The sequence below is a fragment of the Frigidibacter sp. MR17.24 genome (assembly GCF_037095655.1).
Classification (GTDB): Bacteria; Pseudomonadota; Alphaproteobacteria; order Rhodobacterales; family Rhodobacteraceae; genus Frigidibacter.
On record NZ_JBAWKE010000005.1, the window covers coordinates 135,100 to 150,536 of the forward strand.

Annotated in this window: 18 protein-coding genes; 13 read left to right on the plus strand and 5 right to left on the minus strand. The window is 68.5% G+C overall.

Annotated elements, in window-relative coordinates:
- The first annotated feature begins 22 nt into the window (after positions 1-22).
- From V8J39_RS16440 to V8J39_RS16475, 8 genes are read left to right on the plus strand one after another with little or no spacing between them, the layout of a single operon-like run.
- Entirely contained in the window at positions 23-1,225 is a 1,203-nt protein-coding gene (locus tag V8J39_RS16440) for a CaiB/BaiF CoA transferase family protein (protein WP_336462030.1), read from the plus strand.
- 29 nt (positions 1,226-1,254) lie between these two features.
- Positions 1,255-2,415, plus strand: a complete 1,161-nt coding sequence (locus tag V8J39_RS16445; RefSeq protein ID WP_336462031.1) for an acyl-CoA dehydrogenase family protein — start codon at positions 1,255-1,257, stop codon at positions 2,413-2,415.
- Between the two features lie 20 nt (positions 2,416-2,435).
- Entirely contained in the window at positions 2,436-2,843 is a 408-nt protein-coding gene (locus V8J39_RS16450) for a hypothetical protein (RefSeq protein WP_336462032.1), read from the plus strand.
- Positions 2,836-3,270 (plus strand): MaoC family dehydratase, encoded by a 435-nt coding sequence (locus tag V8J39_RS16455; RefSeq protein WP_336462033.1) that lies wholly within the window; start codon positions 2,836-2,838, stop codon positions 3,268-3,270. Before V8J39_RS16450 ends, V8J39_RS16455 begins: the two co-directional genes overlap by 8 nt.
- Positions 3,267-4,196, plus strand: coding sequence for a dihydrodipicolinate synthase family protein (locus tag V8J39_RS16460; protein ID WP_336462034.1), 930 nt, complete (start codon positions 3,267-3,269; stop codon positions 4,194-4,196). Before V8J39_RS16455 ends, V8J39_RS16460 begins: the two co-directional genes overlap by 4 nt.
- Positions 4,196-5,113 (plus strand): dihydrodipicolinate synthase family protein, encoded by a 918-nt coding sequence (locus tag V8J39_RS16465; protein WP_336462035.1) that lies wholly within the window; start codon positions 4,196-4,198, stop codon positions 5,111-5,113. The genes V8J39_RS16460 and V8J39_RS16465 overlap by 1 nt, the downstream gene beginning before the upstream one ends.
- Complete coding sequence (locus tag V8J39_RS16470; RefSeq protein ID WP_336462036.1) at positions 5,110-5,397, plus strand: hypothetical protein; 288 nt, start codon at positions 5,110-5,112, stop codon at positions 5,395-5,397. The genes V8J39_RS16465 and V8J39_RS16470 overlap by 4 nt, the downstream gene beginning before the upstream one ends.
- Positions 5,398-5,436: 39 nt before the next feature.
- Positions 5,437-6,384 carry a LysR family transcriptional regulator gene (locus V8J39_RS16475; RefSeq protein WP_336462037.1) on the plus strand — a complete coding sequence of 316 codons (948 nt, stop codon included), beginning with the start codon at positions 5,437-5,439 and terminating at the stop codon, positions 6,382-6,384.
- Here the strand turns inward: V8J39_RS16475 and V8J39_RS16480 are convergent.
- A complete protein-coding gene (locus V8J39_RS16480; RefSeq protein ID WP_336462038.1) occupies positions 6,381-7,172 on the minus strand; it encodes an HpcH/HpaI aldolase family protein in 792 nt (263 codons plus the stop codon). The two genes, V8J39_RS16475 and V8J39_RS16480, sit on opposite strands and share 4 nt — an antisense overlap.
- A 215-nt stretch (positions 7,173-7,387) precedes the next feature.
- On the opposite strand from V8J39_RS16480, the gene V8J39_RS16485 reads away from it, so the two are divergent.
- The 4 genes from V8J39_RS16485 to hydA all read left to right on the plus strand — a co-directional run bounded on the left by V8J39_RS16485 (position 7,388) and on the right by hydA (position 11,721).
- Positions 7,388-7,957 (plus strand): TRAP transporter small permease, encoded by a 570-nt coding sequence (locus tag V8J39_RS16485; protein WP_336462039.1) that lies wholly within the window; start codon positions 7,388-7,390, stop codon positions 7,955-7,957.
- The gene (locus V8J39_RS16490) at positions 7,954-9,231 is read left to right on the plus strand and encodes a TRAP transporter large permease (protein WP_336462040.1); all 1,278 of its coding nucleotides are present in this window, start codon (positions 7,954-7,956) and stop codon (positions 9,229-9,231) included. Before V8J39_RS16485 ends, V8J39_RS16490 begins: the two co-directional genes overlap by 4 nt.
- Positions 9,232-9,278: 47 nt before the next feature.
- A complete protein-coding gene (locus V8J39_RS16495; RefSeq protein WP_336462041.1) occupies positions 9,279-10,244 on the plus strand; it encodes a TRAP transporter substrate-binding protein in 966 nt (321 codons plus the stop codon).
- A 70-nt stretch (positions 10,245-10,314) separates the two neighbouring features.
- A complete protein-coding gene (hydA, locus tag V8J39_RS16500) occupies positions 10,315-11,721 on the plus strand; it encodes a dihydropyrimidinase (RefSeq protein ID WP_336462161.1) in 1,407 nt (468 codons plus the stop codon).
- On the opposite strand, the gene V8J39_RS16505 is transcribed toward hydA, so the two are convergent.
- The 4 genes from V8J39_RS16505 to V8J39_RS16520 form a co-directional block, all read right to left on the minus strand.
- Entirely contained in the window at positions 11,718-12,386 is a 669-nt protein-coding gene (locus V8J39_RS16505; RefSeq protein ID WP_336462042.1) for a GntR family transcriptional regulator, read from the minus strand. The two genes, hydA and V8J39_RS16505, sit on opposite strands and share 4 nt — an antisense overlap.
- Positions 12,386-12,829 (minus strand): MaoC family dehydratase, encoded by a 444-nt coding sequence (locus V8J39_RS16510; protein WP_336462043.1) that lies wholly within the window; start codon positions 12,827-12,829, stop codon positions 12,386-12,388. The genes V8J39_RS16505 and V8J39_RS16510 overlap by 1 nt, the downstream gene beginning before the upstream one ends.
- A complete protein-coding gene (locus tag V8J39_RS16515) occupies positions 12,826-13,968 on the minus strand; it encodes an acyl-CoA dehydrogenase family protein (RefSeq protein WP_336462044.1) in 1,143 nt (380 codons plus the stop codon). The genes V8J39_RS16510 and V8J39_RS16515 overlap by 4 nt, the downstream gene beginning before the upstream one ends.
- A gap of 66 nt (positions 13,969-14,034) precedes the next feature.
- Positions 14,035-14,400, minus strand: a complete 366-nt coding sequence (locus tag V8J39_RS16520) for a tautomerase family protein (protein WP_336462045.1) — start codon at positions 14,398-14,400, stop codon at positions 14,035-14,037.
- Between the two features lie 134 nt (positions 14,401-14,534).
- On the opposite strand from V8J39_RS16520, the gene V8J39_RS16525 reads away from it, so the two are divergent.
- Positions 14,535-15,413: a dihydrodipicolinate synthase family protein gene (locus V8J39_RS16525; protein WP_336462046.1), complete on the plus strand. Its 879-nt coding sequence runs from the start codon at positions 14,535-14,537 to the stop codon at positions 15,411-15,413.
- Positions 15,414-15,437 lie beyond the last annotated feature (24 nt).

Below are 15,437 nucleotides of genomic sequence, written 5' to 3' on the forward strand. Positions count from 1 at the left end.
CCGACACTTCAAGGGGACGATCATGGGCGCGCTCGACGGAATCCGGGTTCTCAGCTTCAACCACTTCCTGTCCGGCCCCGCCGCGGCACAGCATCTGGGCGATCTTGGCGCCGACGTGATCACCGTCGAGCCGCTGAACGGCGCTTTCCAGCGCAACTGGGCCGTGGGCAACCGCTTCGTCGACGACATCTCGGTCAATCACATCACCACCGGGCGCAACAAGCGCTCGATCGCGGTCGACCTGAAATCGCCCGAGGGCATCGCCGCGGTGAAGCGGCTGATCGCCACCGCCGATGTGGTGATGGAGAACTTCCGTCCCGGCACGCTCGACAAGCTTGGCCTGTCCGAGGCCGAGATGCGCGCGGTGAACCCGCGCATCATCATCGCCGCGACCACCGGCTACGGCGCCGACGGCCCCTATGCCAAGCGTCCCGGCCAGGACGTGCTGCTGCAGGCGATGGCCGGCCTTGCCGCGCATACCGGCAGCATGGAGTCGGGCCCGGTGGCCGTGGGCTCGGTCCCGATCGACCACCATGCGGCGGCGCTGACCGTGGCGGGGATCATCGCGGCGCTGTTCGAGCGCGAGCGCACCGGGGTCGCGCGGCGGGTCGAGGTCAACATGCTGCAGGCCGCGATGGACCTGCAGGGCGAATCGATCACCGCCTGGATGAACGGCGCCGAACGCTCGGGCCCGCGCGGGCGCGAGGGGATGGCCAACTGGTTCAGCCCGGCCCCCTACGGCATCTACGCCACCACCGACGGCCACGTCATGATCTCGATGTCGAAGCCCGTGGATCTGGCGCAGGCGCTGGACCTGCCGGAATTCGCCGCCTTCACCGAGAAGGACGGTTTCGACCGCCGGGGCGAGGTCAGCGCCAAGGTGCGCGAAGGCATGGCGCGGCTTTCCACCGACGAGGCGGTGGCCAAGCTCTCGGCCGTGGGCGTCTGGCACGAGGTGGTGCGCGACTACGACGGGCTGCGCGACAACCCGCAGGTCCAGCACCTGAAGGCCTTCACCGAACTTTCGACTGCGCAGGGCAGCCCGATGGTCATGCTCTCGCACCCGGTGCGCTACGACGGCGAGACCCCCGCGATCCGCCGCGCCCCCCCGGCGCTTGGCGCGCAAACCCGCGAGGTGCTGGGCGAGGCGGGCTTCTCGGACACCGAGATCGAGGCGCTGATCGCTTCTGGCGCGGTGGTCGAAACCAACAAGATGCGCAGCTGAGCGCGCGCGACAGGACAGGCAGGCAGACGATGGATTTCGCGATCTCCGACGAGATGAAGATGGTCACCGAGGCGGTCGGCCGCTTCGTGCGCGAGAAGGTGCAGCCGCTGGAGCAGGCGACCGAGGAGGCGGCGAAGATCCCGCCCGAGGCGCTGGCCAAGGTCCGCGGCGAGGCGCTCGACCTCGGGTTCTACGCGCTCAACATGAGCGAGGCGGTCGGCGGTGGCGGTCTGGGCGTTCTGGACATGTGCCTGGTCGAGGAGCAGCTGGGCCAGACCTCCGACGCGCTGATCCGGCGGATCTTCGGGCAGGTCTACCCGATGCTCGAGGCGTTCAAGGGTCCGCTGCGCGACAAGTACCTGTACCCGACCGTGAAGGGCGAGAAGATCTGCGCGATGGCGATCACCGAGCCGGGCGCAGGCTCGGACGCGGCGGCGATCAAGACCAACGCGCGTCTCGAGGGCGACGAATGGGTGCTGAACGGCACCAAGCACTTCATCTCGGACGGCGACATCGCCGACTACGTCATCGTCATGGCGGTGACCGACAACGAGAAGCGCGCCCGCGGCGGGATCACGCTGCTGATCGTCGACAAGGGCATGCCGGGCTTCACCGTCGCGCGCAACCAGCCGATGATGGGCCACCGCGGCTATGGCCATGCCGAGCTGACCTTCGACGACGTGCGCATCCCGAAGGACCAGATCCTGGGCGAGGTCGGCGAGGGCTTCCGGGTGATGATGGCCAACGTGGGCGGCATCCGCCTGGGCCATATCGGCGCGCGTGCCGTGGGCATGGCGTCCCGCGTGGTCGAGCTGATGCGCCAGCACGCCGCGACCCGCCAACAGTTCGGCCAGCCGATCGGCGATTTCCAGATGGTCCAGCAGATGATCGCCGACAGCGCCATGGAGATCTTCGCGACCCGGATGATGGTGCTGAACACCGCCTGGGAGATCGATCAGGGCATGGACCCGCGCGACAAGGTCTCGATGGTCAAGGTGCAGGCCTCCGAGATGCTCGGCCGCGTCGCCGACCGCGGCATCCAGGTCTTCGGCGGCTACGGCTTCAGCAAGGAGCTGCCGCTGGAACGCATCTATCGCGACGCGCGCGTGACCCGGATCTACGACGGCACCTCGGAAGTCCACCGCATGCTGATCGCCCGGTCGGTGATCAAGCGCGGCCTGCACCTGTGACCCTTTCGGAGACCCTCCCCATGACCCTCTCGCGTCCCGAAACCGGGCAATCCGTCACCTTCCGCAAGACCATGAGCGTGGCGGAACAGGGCTTCTTCACCGGCATCTCGGGCAACCTCGGCGGACTTTACGTCGACCGCAGGCAGGCGCAGGCTCAGGGCCTGGCCGACATGGCGGTGTTCGAGCTGGCCGCGGGTGCGCTGTTCACCACCGCGCTCGCGCGCCTCGCCGGTCCCGGCTGGCGGATCGAGGCGATCTCGTACCGCTTCGCCCGCGCGATCGTGCTGGGCGAGACCGTCGCCGCCACCGCCACCGTCGCCCATACCAACGGCACGCTGACCTGCCTGCTGTCCGGCATGATCGGCGAGGACGAGGTGATCGCGGGCGAGGCGCGGATGGCCCCGGTGCGGGTCGCCGAAGATGTATGACATCCGCGCCATCGACGCGCTGAACGTCGGCGACCGGGTCAGCGTCTCGAAGACGGTGACCGAGTCCGACGGCGCGATGTACATCGCCGCGACCGGCGACTTCGGCCCGGTGCATGTCGACGAGGACTATGCCTCGGGCACCCGCTTCGGCGAGCGGCTGGCGCCCGGCATCCTCGTCGCGGGCATCTGCACCTCGGTCCTGACCGCGGAACTGGTCGGCACGCTGGGCGTGTCGATCCGCGACAGCTTCTGGTTCACCGGCGCCGTGCGCTACGGCGACACGATCACCTTCGACATCTGGATCTCGTCCAAGGACGAAGAGAATCGGACCGTCGACTGGCAGGCCTCGGCCCGCAACGAAGAGGGCGTCGAGGTGCTGAAGGCCGACGCCACGCTGAAATTCCCCCGCAAGAAAGTGACGACATGACCCTGACCGGCAAGGACCTTCGTGGCATCACCGTGGCCACCGTGCTGCCCTTCGACGAGGCCGGGGCCATCGACTGGGACGGCTACGCGGCCGTTCTGGACCACTGCGCCAGGCCCGAGACCACCGATTGCGTCTTCGTCAACGGCCATGCCGGCGAGGGCACGGCGCTGAGCGATGCCGAGCGCATCGAGGTGATCCGCCGCACCCGCGACCAGATCGGTGCGGGCCGCCCGCTGCTGGCGGGCATCATCCCGACCGGCATTCCGGACGCGCTGCGCCAGGCCGAGATCGCGCGCGAGGCCGGCGCCGATGTCGCGGTGATCTTCCCGGCCGAGGCGCTGGGGGGTGGCAACGCCTCGACCAAGGCCGCGGTGCGGATGTTCGAGCAGCTGGCGCGCGACGTGCAGATGCCGCTGTCGCACTTCCAGTTCCCGATCGCGTCCGGCTTCGGCCTGTCGACCGAGGTCATCGCCGAGGTCGCGCAGATCCCGGAAGTGATCGCGATCAAGGAAGGCTCGGCCACGCTTCTCGCCTATGACGAGAACCGCCGCGCGGTGAAGGCCGCCGCGCCGGACACCGCCATCCTGCCGTCGAACTTCCACTGGTTCTTCGCGCAGGTGGCGCTTGGCGGCGACGGCATCCTGTCGGGCCTCGCGAGCCTCGTGCCGGGGCTGCTGGCCGACCTGTGGCAGGCGTCCGAGGCGATGGACCTGGCGGCGATGCGGGCGGCGAACGACCGGCTTTACCCGGTGGTGCGCGCGATCTACGGGCCGGCGCCGGTGATCGACATGCACACGCGGATGAAGGACGGGCTGGTCGCGATGGGCGTGATCAGGAACGCGACCCCGCGCCTGCCGCTGCTGCCGCAGTCCCCGGCGATCCGCGACGGCGTCGTCAAGGCGCTGCGCGACGCGCAGGTGCTGTGATGGCGGGCGCGGGCGGGCTTTACGCCGCGACGATCTGCCCGATGACGCCCGATGGCGCGCTGGACCGCGCAAGCCTCGAGCGTCACTTCGAGACCGTGCTGTCCGATCCCGGGCAGGCGGGGCTTTTGCTGAACGGGCACGCGGGCGAGGGGATTCACCTGTCCCGCGCCGAACAGGCCGAGGTCGTCACCATCGCCCGCGCCGTCGCCGGCCCCCGCCGGATCCTTGCGGCAGTGTCGAACGAAAGCACGGCCGTCGCCGTGGCCGATGCCCGCGCGGCGCTGGAGGCCGGGGCGGATGCGATCATGGTCTTCGCGCCCTTCTCCTGGGCGCTGGGGGCCGATCCGCGCGCGATCGTCACCCATCACCGGATGCTGGCCGAGCAGACCGGCGCACCGATCTACCTGTTCCAGGGATCGGTCGGGGCGGGGCGCACGGCCTATGCCCCCGACGTCCTGCGCCGGTTGCTGGAGATCGAGGCGGTCGCGGGCATCAAGGAAGGCAGCTGGGAGACCAAGGCCTACGAGACCACCCGCCGGATCGCGCGCGAGATGCGCCCCGACGTGGCGGTCATGGCCTCGGGCGACGAACACCTGTTCCCCTGTTTCGTCATCGGCTCGGACGGCTCGGCCGTCAGCCTTGCCGCGGTGATCCCCGAGCTGATCACCGCGCTCGACACCCATGTCCGCGGCGGCCGCTTCGAGGCGGCGCGCGAGATCCACGTGGCGCTTTTCGACTACGCCCGCCTCGTCTACGGCGCGCCGGGGCATCTGGCCGCGGCCCGTCTCAAGGTGTGCCTGGCCGAGCTTGGCCGCATTGCCTCGCCCGCCTGCCGCGCGCCGACCCCCGCGATCGAGCGCGCGGAAATCGACCTTCTGATGGCGGCACTCCGCCCCTGCCTGGACCTGATCCGATGACCCAGACCCACATCGTCTTCGTCGACATCGACCCCGAACACGAGGCCGCCTTCGACGCATGGTACGTCGACACCCACATCCCCGACATCCTCGCCTGCCCGGGCTGGCTGGAGGCACGGCGCGAGAAATGCCTTGAAGGCGGGCCGCGCCACGTCGCCATCTACACGATCACCGGGCCGGAAGCCTATGAAACGCCCGAGTTCCACGCTATCAAGGGCTTCGGCCCGTTCAGCGACAAGGTGCGCAACTTCACCCGCATCCGGCTGACGCAAAGCCAGGGCTAGGACCGCCCCATGCGGTCCGTCGGAGGACCGGTCGGGACCATGCTCAATCTCAGACAGCTCGAAATCCTGCGCGCCGTGGTCCAGTTCCGCACCACCGTGGGCGCGGCCGAGCATCTGGGCATGTCGCAGCCCTCGATCTCGAACACCATCCGCCACATCGAGACGGTGCTGGGCTTCCCGCTGTTCGAGCGCGTGTCGAACCGGCTGCAGCCGACCGAGGAGGCGATGATCCTGCTGCAGGAATCCGAACCGCTGTTCATGCTGCGCGACGCGGTGAACCAGCGGGCGGCGGACCTGCGGATGGGCCGGATCGGGCGGGTCCGGGTCGCGGCGACCGCCGAGGTCAGCGAGGGCGTGCTGCCGCGCGTCATCGCCGACTACGCGACCGAGCATCCGCGGATCCGCATCTCGCTCGAGACGCACCTGCTGTCGCCGGTGCTGCAGATGGTCGAGAACGGCGTGGCGGACGTGGCCTTCGTGCTCTCGCCGCTCGACCGTCAGGCGCTGCAATACGAACATATCGACGAGCTGCGGGCCGTGGTGCTGTGCGACGCGGGCGATCCGCTGGCGCGGCTCGACACGGTGACGCCGCGCGATCTTGCCGACCGGCCGCTGGTGGGGCCGCAGGTCGCCAACCGCATCGGCCTGCTGTTCGCCGACAGCTTTCGCGCCTCGGGGCTGGAATACCAGCCGGTGATCGAGACGCGGTTCATGAACGCAGCCGCCCGCATCGCCCGCGACGGCTGGGGCGTCGCGCTGGTCGACGAGCTGTCGGCCTTCTCGGCGATGCGCCCCGGCATGGTCGTGCGCCCCTACGACGCGCGATTCAGCTTCGAGCTGGCGGCGGCGACGCCGCGGGCCAAGACCACCTCGCGCCAGACCCGCCGCTTCATCGAGGCGTTCCGCCAGCGGTCGGCCCTGCGGCTGGCCGAAGTGCGTGCCGCGACCCTGCGCACGGGGCGCGATCAGGACCAGCCCGGCGACTAGGCGCCTTCGGCGTGGCCGGCCCGCAGCCCGGCGATCAGTGCCGCGCCGCCCTGCACGATCAGGTTGGTCTCGTTCGTCGCCACCAGCGCCGTCGCCCCCAGCGCCAGCGCATGGCTGCCGACCAGTGCCGGCGGCAGGCCCATCGCGCCGAACCCCTTGCCATGGGCCCGCGCCGCCGCCGCGATCCGCGCGAAGGCCGCGCGGACATCGGGATGGTCCAGCTGGCCGCGCCGCCCCAACCCGTCGGCAAGGTCGTTCGAGCCGATGATCAGCATGTCGATCCCGTCGACCGCCGCGATCGCCTCGACCGCCGAAAGACCCTCGGCGCTTTCGATCATGGCGATCACCTGCGTGCCGGCCTCGGCGCCCTGGCACAGCACGTCGGCGGGCAGCACCCGGTAGTCGAGCCCCGGCAGCGGCCCCGGCAGCGACCGCGCGCCGCGCGGCGCGAAGCGGCAGATCCGGGCGATGTGGCGCGCCTGTTCGACCGTGTCGACATGCGGCACCACCACCGCCGACGCGCCGCAGTCGAGCACCCGCGCGATGTCGCCCGAGCCCGGCCCGGTGACCCGGCCCCAGACCGGCAGCCCGGCCGCGATCCCCGCCGCCGCCGCCTGCCCGAGGTCGGAGATCCCGAGCGGACCGTGCTCCATGTCGATCACGAGGAAGTCGAATCCCGCCCCGCGCGCCAGCAGGACCGCCTCGGCGCGGCCCAGCAGGCAGCAGGCGAGGCCCAGAGGCGGCAGCGCCGTCTTCACTGCCTGCACATTATTTGACGTGTCGCTCATTCCGCCGCCTATTCCGTGTTCGACCGATTTCGGGCCCGTCCGAAGCCTAGCGTGAAAAATCCAAGAATATTCGTTCGAAGTGCGGATCGAATAGTGGGTATCAGTTTCTTTATAGTCGTGCGTCTTCATCGGGTCCCGGCAACCGATAACCTGTCGCAAAGGCGATGCCGGATCCCCGACGATCCGGACACCGCCCGAGCGAAGGAGACCAACCCATGCCGGGGCGGAAGACCGACGGCGGCGACAGGGCCGCACCCAGATCCCCGATCCTGACGATCCCGTGCCTGGCGCTGCGGGCGCTGCGCCGGCTGGTCGATGGCGTGGCGCTGCTGCTGATCGCCTACATGGCCTGCGCGATCCTCGCGCAGATCGTGGGGCGCTATTTCTTCAACTACTCGATCGCCTGGAGCGAGGAGACCGCGACCTTCGCGCAGATCTGGCTGACGCTTCTGGGCGCGGGCATCGCGATGCGCCACAACCAGCATGTCGGGGTCGACGTGCTGGTGCGCAGGTTGCCTGTATGGGTGCAGCGGCTCTGCGGTGGCGCGGGCTTCGTGATGGGGGTGTGGTTCCTGGCGACGGTCGTCGTCGGCTCGCTGGCCATGGTCGCGATCGGCTTCATCGTGAAGTCGCCGGCGCTGCGGCTGCCGATGGCGGTGCCCTACACCGCGCTGCCGGTCGGCTTCGGCTATTTCCTGCTGGAATTCGTGCTCGCGACGCTGCCGCGGGTGATCCATCCCGAACGCGCGGCGGCCGAGGCGGACGAGACGGAGACCGCGGCATGATCTGGGCGGCGGGCGGCTTTCTTGTGCTGTTGGTCGCGGGCACGCCGATCGTGCTCGCGCTCGGGATCGCGGCGCTGCTGGCGATCGAGCTGACGACCACGGCGCCGATCTCGATCGTGGCGCAGCGCGTCTATGGCGGGATCTCCTCGTTCACGCTGATGGCGATCCCCTTCTTCGTCGCCTCGGGCCTGCTGATGGAGGCGGGCGGCATCGCCCGGCGCTTCGTCAACCTGGCGGGGGCGCTGGTGGGCTGGATCACCGGCTCGCTCTACCTCGTGTCGATCGTCACCGGCACCGGACTCGCGGCGATCTCCGGCTCGGGCTCGGCCGACACGGCGGCGATCAGCGCGGTGATGACGCCCGAGATGCGCCGGCGGCGCTATGACATCGACCTGGCGGCGGCGGTGATCGCGGCCTCGGGCTCGCTTGCCTCGATCATCCCGCCCTCGATCGTGATGATCGTGATCGCGGTCACGGCGAACCAGTCGATCGGGGCGATGTTCCTGGGCGGCATCCTGCCCGGCATCCTCGTCGCGGGCTCGATGATGGTCGGCTGCTGGCTGCACGCGCGCCGCGGCGGCGAGGCCTATCGCGACACCGCGGGCTTCAGCCTTGGCCGGCTCTGGGCCGGGCTGAAGGACGCGGGGCCGGGGCTGCTGGTGCCGGTGGTGATCATCGGCGGCATCGTCGGCGGCATCTTCACCGCGACCGAGGCGGCCTGCGTCGCCCTGTTCGTCACCCTGTTCGTGACGCTGGTGATCTACCGCGAGATCACGCCCGCCGACCTGCCGCGGATCTTCCTGCGCGCGATCAGCCTGTCGGCCACGGTGCTGATCATCATCTCGACCGCCGCCGTCTTCACCTGGATCATCGCGACGCAGGGGTTCCCGGCGATGCTGCGCGACTGGCTGACCGGCATCACCGACAGCCCCTGGGTGTTCCTGCTGATCGTGAACCTGCTGCTTTTGGTGATCGGCATGTTCATGGAAAGCATCTCGGCCGTGCTGATCCTGCTGCCGATCCTGCTGCCGATCGCGCAGGGCTACGGCATCGACCCGGTGCAGTTCGGCATCGTCACCGCGCTGAACCTGTCGATCGGCCTGATCACGCCGCCCTACGGCATCTGTCTCTACGTCGCCTCCTCGGTCGCCGGGCGGCGGATCGAGCAGGTCTCGCGGCGGATCTGGCTGCCGCTGGGCTGCATGCTGCTGGTGCTGCTTCTGGTGACCTACGTTCCCACGATCTCGCTCTGGCTGCCCTCGGTGCTGCTGTGAGCCCGTCCCTTCCACCCTCGTCAACGACGCACAAGAAAGTCAAAGACATGTCCAACAGAACCCTGCTTCTCGCCTCGGCGCTCGCCTCGGTGCTCGCGCTGCCGGCCCTCGCCGCCGACTACACCTTCAAGGTCGCCCACACCAACGCCGCGGGCGAGGTGCAGGACAAGGGCCTGCAGAAGATGAAGGAACTGCTCGAGGCCAAGACCGACGGCGCGGCCACGCTGGATATCTATCCGGGCGGCCAGCTCGGGGACGAGCAGCAGACGGTGGAAAGCGTCATGCTCGGCTCGCTCGACATGGGCATGACCTCGAACGCGATGCTCTCGAACTATGTCGAGGACTTCAAGGTCTTCGACCTGCCGTTCCTGTTCCCCTCGATCACCGGCCTCGGCGACAAGATCGACGCGAACTGGGACATGATGGAGGCCTCGGCCAACGGCGCGGGCTTCGAGCTGATCACCGTCTTCTCGTCGGGTCTGCGGCACCTGATGACCACCAAGCCCGTCAACAGCATCGAGGATCTGGCGGGAATGAAGATCCGCACGATGCAGAACCCGGTGCATGTCGAAGCCTTCCGTGCCTATGGCGCCAACCCGACGCCGATGTCGTATTCCGAGCTTTACGGCGCGCTGCAGTCGGGCGTCGTCGACGGGGCCGAGGGCGCGGCCACCGGCTATGACGGCATGAAGTTCTGGGAGGTCGCCCCCGATTTCGCCCCAGTCGGCTGGCTGAACATGACCGCCCCGGTGACGATGCAGAAGGCCACCTTCGACGCGCTGCCCGAGAAGATCCAGACCGCCCTGCTCGAGGCCGGCTCGGAAGCCGCGAGCTGGCAGCGCCAGTACGTGGTCGACCAGGAAACGCCGCTGCTGGAAGGCTTCAAGGCGCATGGCGTGACCATCACCCATCCCGACCCGGCCCCGTTCATCGAGGCGTCGAAGCCGCTCTACGACAGCGCGCTGACCACCGACGGCCAGAAGGCGCTGTTCAAGGCCCTGACCGCCAACTGATCCGCTCTTCCTTCCCGCGGCGGCGTTCTCTCCCGCCGTCGCGGGCCTTTTGCCGATGAAGGTGTCCGCCATGCTCGACCTCGCGATCCGCAATGCCGAAATCTGCACCGCCGCCGACCGCTACCGCGCCGAGATCGGCATCCGCGGCGGACGGATCGTCTCGATCTCCGAGGATGTCGGTCCGGCGACCGAAGAGATCGACGCCGCCGGCCTGCTCGTGCTGCCGGGCGGGATCGACGCGCATGTCCACCTTGCCCAGCCGCAGGGGGGCGGCGTGGTCATGGCCGACGGCTTCGAGAGCGGCACGCGCTCTGCCGCCGCCGGCGGCACGACGACGGTGATGCCCTTCGCGCTGCAGCAGCGCGGCCAGTCGCTGCGCGATGTGGTCGAGGCCTATCACGCCGAGGCCGAGGGCAAGTGCCATGTCGACACCTCGTTCCACCTGATCATCACCGACCCGACCCCCGCGGTGCTGGGGCAGGAACTGCCGGCGCTGGTCAAGGCGGGCTACACCTCGTTCAAGGTCTTCATGACCTACGACGACATGGTGCTGAACGACGCCGAGCTGCTTGAGGTTTTCGACGTCGCCCGGCGCGAGCGTGCGATGGTCATGGTCCATGCCGAGGGCTATGACGCGATCAAGTACATGGCCCGACGGCTGGAAGAGGCGGGCAGGACCGCGCCCTACTACCATGCCGAAAGCCGCCCCCAGTCGGTCGAGCGCGAGGCGACGCACCGCGCGATCAGCCATGCCGAGCTGACCGACGTGCCGATCACCATCGTCCACGTGTCGGGTCGCGACCCGATGGAACAGATCCAGTGGGCCAAGCGGCGCGGCCTGAACGTCCATGCCGAGACCTGCCCGCAGTACATCGCGCTGACCGCCGAGGACCTCAAGGGCCTGAACATGGACTTCGAGGGCGCGAAATACGTCTGCTCGCCGCCGCCGCGGGACACCGACAGCCAGAAGGCGATCTGGGAAGGGCTGCGCGACGGCACCTTCGACCTGTTCTCGTCCGACCACTGCCCGTTCCGCTTCGAGGACCCGGCCGGCAAGGACGTGCCCGGCGCGCGCACTTCGTTCCGCTGGGTGCCGAACGGCATCCCCGGCATCGAGACGCGGCTGCCGATCCTGTTCTCGGAAGGCGTCGGCAAGGGCCGGATCAGCCTCGAGCGGTTCGTGGCGCTGACGGCCACCAACCCGGCCAAGCTTTTCGGTCTTTCGCCGCGCAAGGGGTCGATCACCGTCGGCGGCGACGCGGACCTGACGCTGTGGGACCCCGCGCGCAAGGTCACGATCAGCCACGCGATCCTGCACGACGCCTGCGACTACACCCCCTACGAGGGGATGGAGGTCACCGGCTGGCCGGTGCGCACGATCCTGCGCGGGCAGACCGTCGCGCTCGAGAACGAGGTCACCGGCACGCCGGGGCAGGGGGTCTATCTCGACCGCGGGACCAGCCGCGCCTTCGGCTAGCGCTCGGGCGCGATCCGCGACACGAGGTCCTCCATCATCGCGGCGTTCTGCATCCGCAGGATCGCCTCGGCGGCGGTGGCGTCGTGGCGGCGCAGCGCGTCGATCAGCATCCCCATCTCGTCCGCCATGATCCGCCGCCGCCCGATGCCGTAGCCATAGCCCGAGCGGAAGGCGAAGATCGCGTCCCAGCCGCGCAGGAACACGCGCAGCGCCTCGCGGTTGCCGCCGAACTCGACGAGCCGCGCGTTGAACCGTCGGTTGGTCTCGATCGCGGCGATGTCCTCGTGCGCGGCGATCTGGCGGCGATAGTCGGCGGCCAGCCCCTCCAGCTCGCGGATCCGCTCCAGCGTCAGGGTGGCCATGCCGCGGCGCATGGCCGAGATCCGCAGGTCCGTGTTCAGCTCGAACAGGTCGGTGATGTAGGCGCGGTCGAGCTGGCGCACGGTGGCGCCGCGGTTGGGCTCGATCTCGACCAGCCCCTCGCCCTCCAGCTTCCGCAGCGCCTCGCGCATCGGCATCGTCGAGAAGCCGAGCCGTTTGGCCAGATCGGCCGTCTTCAACCGCTCGCCGGGCCGGATCCGGCCCGACAGGATGTCCTCGCGGATCAGGCGCGTGGCCTGGTCCACCGAGTTCTGCGCGGTCTCGAGCGACAGCTCCCCTGCCATCAGGCGGCCTTCTGGATCAGCGAGACATGCTCGGCGTCGATCACCACCGTGCCATCGGCCCGGATCAGGCGCACGGCCTCGGTGATCACGCCCGCCGTGCCCTTCGAGGTCTCGCGCTTGGCGGTGAAGTCCATTTCCACGTGCACCACGTCGCCCGCGACGATCGGCTTGAGGAATTTCACCTTGTCCCAGCCCAGCGACGCGATCGAAGTCTCTTCGTAAAGCCGAAGCTCGGTCTTCAGGCCCTCCATCAGCGACAGCCCGTAAAGGCCGTGCGCAATGATGCCGCTGAACCCCTTGCGGCGGGCATAGGCGTCATCCGTGTGCAGCGGGTGATGGTCGCGGGTCAGGCGGCAGAAATCGGCGATGTCGGCCACGGTGATCTCGTGGCTGTCGGTCGCATAGCGCTTGCCGATCTCGACGTCTTCATAGGTCAGGTTCATGCGTAGGCCTTCTGCACCTGGCGCGCGATGATCATGCGCTGGATCTGGTTGGTGCCTTCATAGATCTGGCTGAGGCGCACGTCACGGAACAGACGCTCGATCCGGAACTCGCGCGAATATCCGTTGCCGCCGTGGATCTGCAGTGCATTCGAAATGTGCACCTGCGCCATGTCGGTGGTGAAGAGCTTGGCCTGCGCCGCTTCCAGCGCGATCGGGTGCCCCGCGTCGTAAAGCTTGGCCGCGTTGTGGATCAGCAGGCGCGCGGCCGCGATGTCCTTGGCCATGTCGGCGATCATGAACTGCACGGCCTGGTGCTGGAAGATCGGCTTGCCGAACTGCTTGCGGTCATTGGAATACGCGATCGCGTCCTCCATCGCCGCCTGCGCCATGCCAAGCGCCATCGACGACATCATCAGCCGCGAGAAGTTGAAGTTCTCCATCGCCATCTTGAAGGCGCCATGCTCGGGCCCGATGCGATTCGTCACCGGCACCCGCACGTCGTCGAAGCTGATCATGCATTCCGACAGGCCGTGCATGCCCAGCAGCTGTTCCGACTTGCCGCGGATCACGCCGGGGCGGTCGGTCTCGACGAGGATGCACGAGATGCCCTTGGCGCCGGCCTCGGGATCGGTCTTGGCGAAGACCATGATCACGTCGGCGACCTGGCCGAAGGTGACCCAGGCCTTGGTGCCCTTGATCACGTAGTCGTCGCCGTCGCGGCGCGCGGTGGTGGTCATCGCCGCGACGTCCGAGCCGTGGTCGGGCTCGGTCACCGCGGTGGCGGGAATCGTGCGGCCCTCGAGGATGCCGGGGATCAGCGCCTTGTGCTGTTCGGTGCCGTGGTGATCGAGGAACAGCGCCGCCTCGACCGGGATCGCGAAGGCGTTCCCGACCGCGCCAGAGCCGCGCGCGATCTCTTCCATCACGATGCAGGCGGCCATGGCGTCAAGGCCGACGCCGCCCGCCTCCTCGGGCAGGGCGACGCCGAAAAGACCCTGTTCCGCCAGCGCTTCGTAGATGTCGCGCGGGAAGACGTCGTCACGGTCGATGCGGGCGGCGGCGGGGGCGACCACGTCGTCCGAGAGCCGGCGCGCGGTTTCGCGCACCATGCGCTGCTCTTCGGTATAGAACTGATCCAATGTGATCTCCGTTGGTCTGAATGCGGTCGGATTTGATCTTGGACTACACGGGGCCGCGGCCTTGGGTCAAGCCGAGGCCAGGCCGGCGTGGAACGCATCCGAGGGGTCGCGGTCCAGGAAATAGACGATGACGTCCTTGGGGGTGGCGCCATAGGCCGCGACGACTCCGTCGGTGATCGATCGTGCGGCCGCGGCCTTGGCCTCTTGCGGTCGCGGGAAGGCGTGGACTTTTACAAAAATGCGGAAGTTTTCAGCGTCAGCGCCATGTTTTCCGGCATGTCCGTAGCTATAGTCGGGGGCGGAGAAATAATAGCAGGTCACGATTTCCGGCTTGATCGCGAAGGCTGCGCAGAGCCCGTCGGTCATGCTGCGGGTCGCAAGCGCCCGTGTTTCTTGGCTCGCGTCGCGGTCGATGACTTCGATGAAGGGCATGGGAGGTGCTCCTGTTGGGGGGATGGTCGCCGCCCGTTTTCCGAGCCGTCGCGTTGACTCATTATCTGATCAGATCGAAGGTCAGTGCAAGGAATTTGGATCGGCTCAAACGGCAGGGCCGGAAAGGACCACGGATGATCTTCAGGGGCAGCTACACCGTCTGCGTCACCCCGTTCGACGCGGCGGGCAACGTCGACCTGGCGGCGCTTGGCGACTATGTCGACTGGCAGATCGCCGAGGGCGTGCACGGGCTGATCCCGCTCGGCTCGACCGGCGAATTCCTGTCGCTGACCCGTGACGAGCGTGCGGCCGTGGCCGAGACGGTCATCTCGCGCGCCGCCGGGCGGGTGCCGGTGCTGATCGGCACCGCCGCCGAATGGACCGACGAGGCTGTCGAGATCAGCCGCGAGGCCGAGAGCCTTGGCGCCGACGGCGTGATGCTGGTCCCGCCCTACTACTCCTCGCCGACCGAGGAGGAGCTGGTGGTGCACTTCACCAGGGTCGCCGAGGCGCTGTCGATCCCGGTCATGCTGTACAACAACCCGTTCACGGCGAATGTCGACCTGACCGCGAAGCTGGTCGGGCGGCTGTCGGAAGTGGACAACATCAGCTACATCAAGGACACGTCGAAGAACGTGCACCGGGTGACCGAGCTGCTCGAGGCCTGCCAGGGCCGGATGACGGTCTTCGCGGGCTATTACCCGTGGGAAAGCTATCTGGCCGGGGCCGAGGGCTATTCCTCGGTGATGTCGAACATCGCGCCGAAGCTGTCGGCCGAGACCTTCGATCGCACCGTCGACGGCTCGGGCGAGGGGCGCGCGCTCTACGTCAAAAGCCTGCCGCTGATCAACGCGCTGGCGGGCGATCTCTACGTTTCGGCGACCAAGGCCGCGATGGCGATGATCGGCCGGCCGATGGGTGCCCCCCGCGCGCCGCGCCTGCCGCTTCCGGCCGCGAAGGCGGCCGAACTGAAGACCATCCTTGACCAACTCGGGCTCTCGGCGGAGGCCTGAACCCGGTCCACCGGGTCAAGATAC

What these genes read in the sequence shown, in the direction of transcription:
- V8J39_RS16440 (WP_336462030.1), top strand. Translation starts at nt 23, where the DNA reads ATGGGCGCGCTCGACGGAATCCGGGTTCTCAGCTTCAACCACTTCCTG.
- V8J39_RS16445 (WP_336462031.1), top strand. Translation starts at nt 1,255, where the DNA reads ATGGATTTCGCGATCTCCGACGAGATGAAGATGGTCACCGAGGCGGTC.
- V8J39_RS16450 (WP_336462032.1), top strand. Translation starts at nt 2,436, where the DNA reads ATGACCCTCTCGCGTCCCGAAACCGGGCAATCCGTCACCTTCCGCAAG.
- V8J39_RS16455 (WP_336462033.1), top strand. Translation starts at nt 2,836, where the DNA reads ATGTATGACATCCGCGCCATCGACGCGCTGAACGTCGGCGACCGGGTC.
- V8J39_RS16460 (WP_336462034.1), top strand. Translation starts at nt 3,267, where the DNA reads ATGACCCTGACCGGCAAGGACCTTCGTGGCATCACCGTGGCCACCGTG.
- V8J39_RS16465 (WP_336462035.1), top strand. Translation starts at nt 4,196, where the DNA reads ATGGCGGGCGCGGGCGGGCTTTACGCCGCGACGATCTGCCCGATGACG.
- V8J39_RS16470 (WP_336462036.1), top strand. Translation starts at nt 5,110, where the DNA reads ATGACCCAGACCCACATCGTCTTCGTCGACATCGACCCCGAACACGAG.
- V8J39_RS16475 (WP_336462037.1), top strand. Translation starts at nt 5,437, where the DNA reads ATGCTCAATCTCAGACAGCTCGAAATCCTGCGCGCCGTGGTCCAGTTC.
- V8J39_RS16480 (WP_336462038.1), bottom strand. Translation starts at nt 7,172, where the DNA reads ATGAGCGACACGTCAAATAATGTGCAGGCAGTGAAGACGGCGCTGCCG.
- V8J39_RS16485 (WP_336462039.1), top strand. Translation starts at nt 7,388, where the DNA reads ATGCCGGGGCGGAAGACCGACGGCGGCGACAGGGCCGCACCCAGATCC.
- V8J39_RS16490 (WP_336462040.1), top strand. Translation starts at nt 7,954, where the DNA reads ATGATCTGGGCGGCGGGCGGCTTTCTTGTGCTGTTGGTCGCGGGCACG.
- V8J39_RS16495 (WP_336462041.1), top strand. Translation starts at nt 9,279, where the DNA reads ATGTCCAACAGAACCCTGCTTCTCGCCTCGGCGCTCGCCTCGGTGCTC.
- hydA (WP_336462161.1), top strand. Translation starts at nt 10,315, where the DNA reads ATGCTCGACCTCGCGATCCGCAATGCCGAAATCTGCACCGCCGCCGAC.
- V8J39_RS16505 (WP_336462042.1), bottom strand. Translation starts at nt 12,386, where the DNA reads ATGGCAGGGGAGCTGTCGCTCGAGACCGCGCAGAACTCGGTGGACCAG.
- V8J39_RS16510 (WP_336462043.1), bottom strand. Translation starts at nt 12,829, where the DNA reads ATGAACCTGACCTATGAAGACGTCGAGATCGGCAAGCGCTATGCGACC.
- V8J39_RS16520 (WP_336462045.1), bottom strand. Translation starts at nt 14,400, where the DNA reads ATGCCCTTCATCGAAGTCATCGACCGCGACGCGAGCCAAGAAACACGG.
- V8J39_RS16525 (WP_336462046.1), top strand. Translation starts at nt 14,535, where the DNA reads ATGATCTTCAGGGGCAGCTACACCGTCTGCGTCACCCCGTTCGACGCG.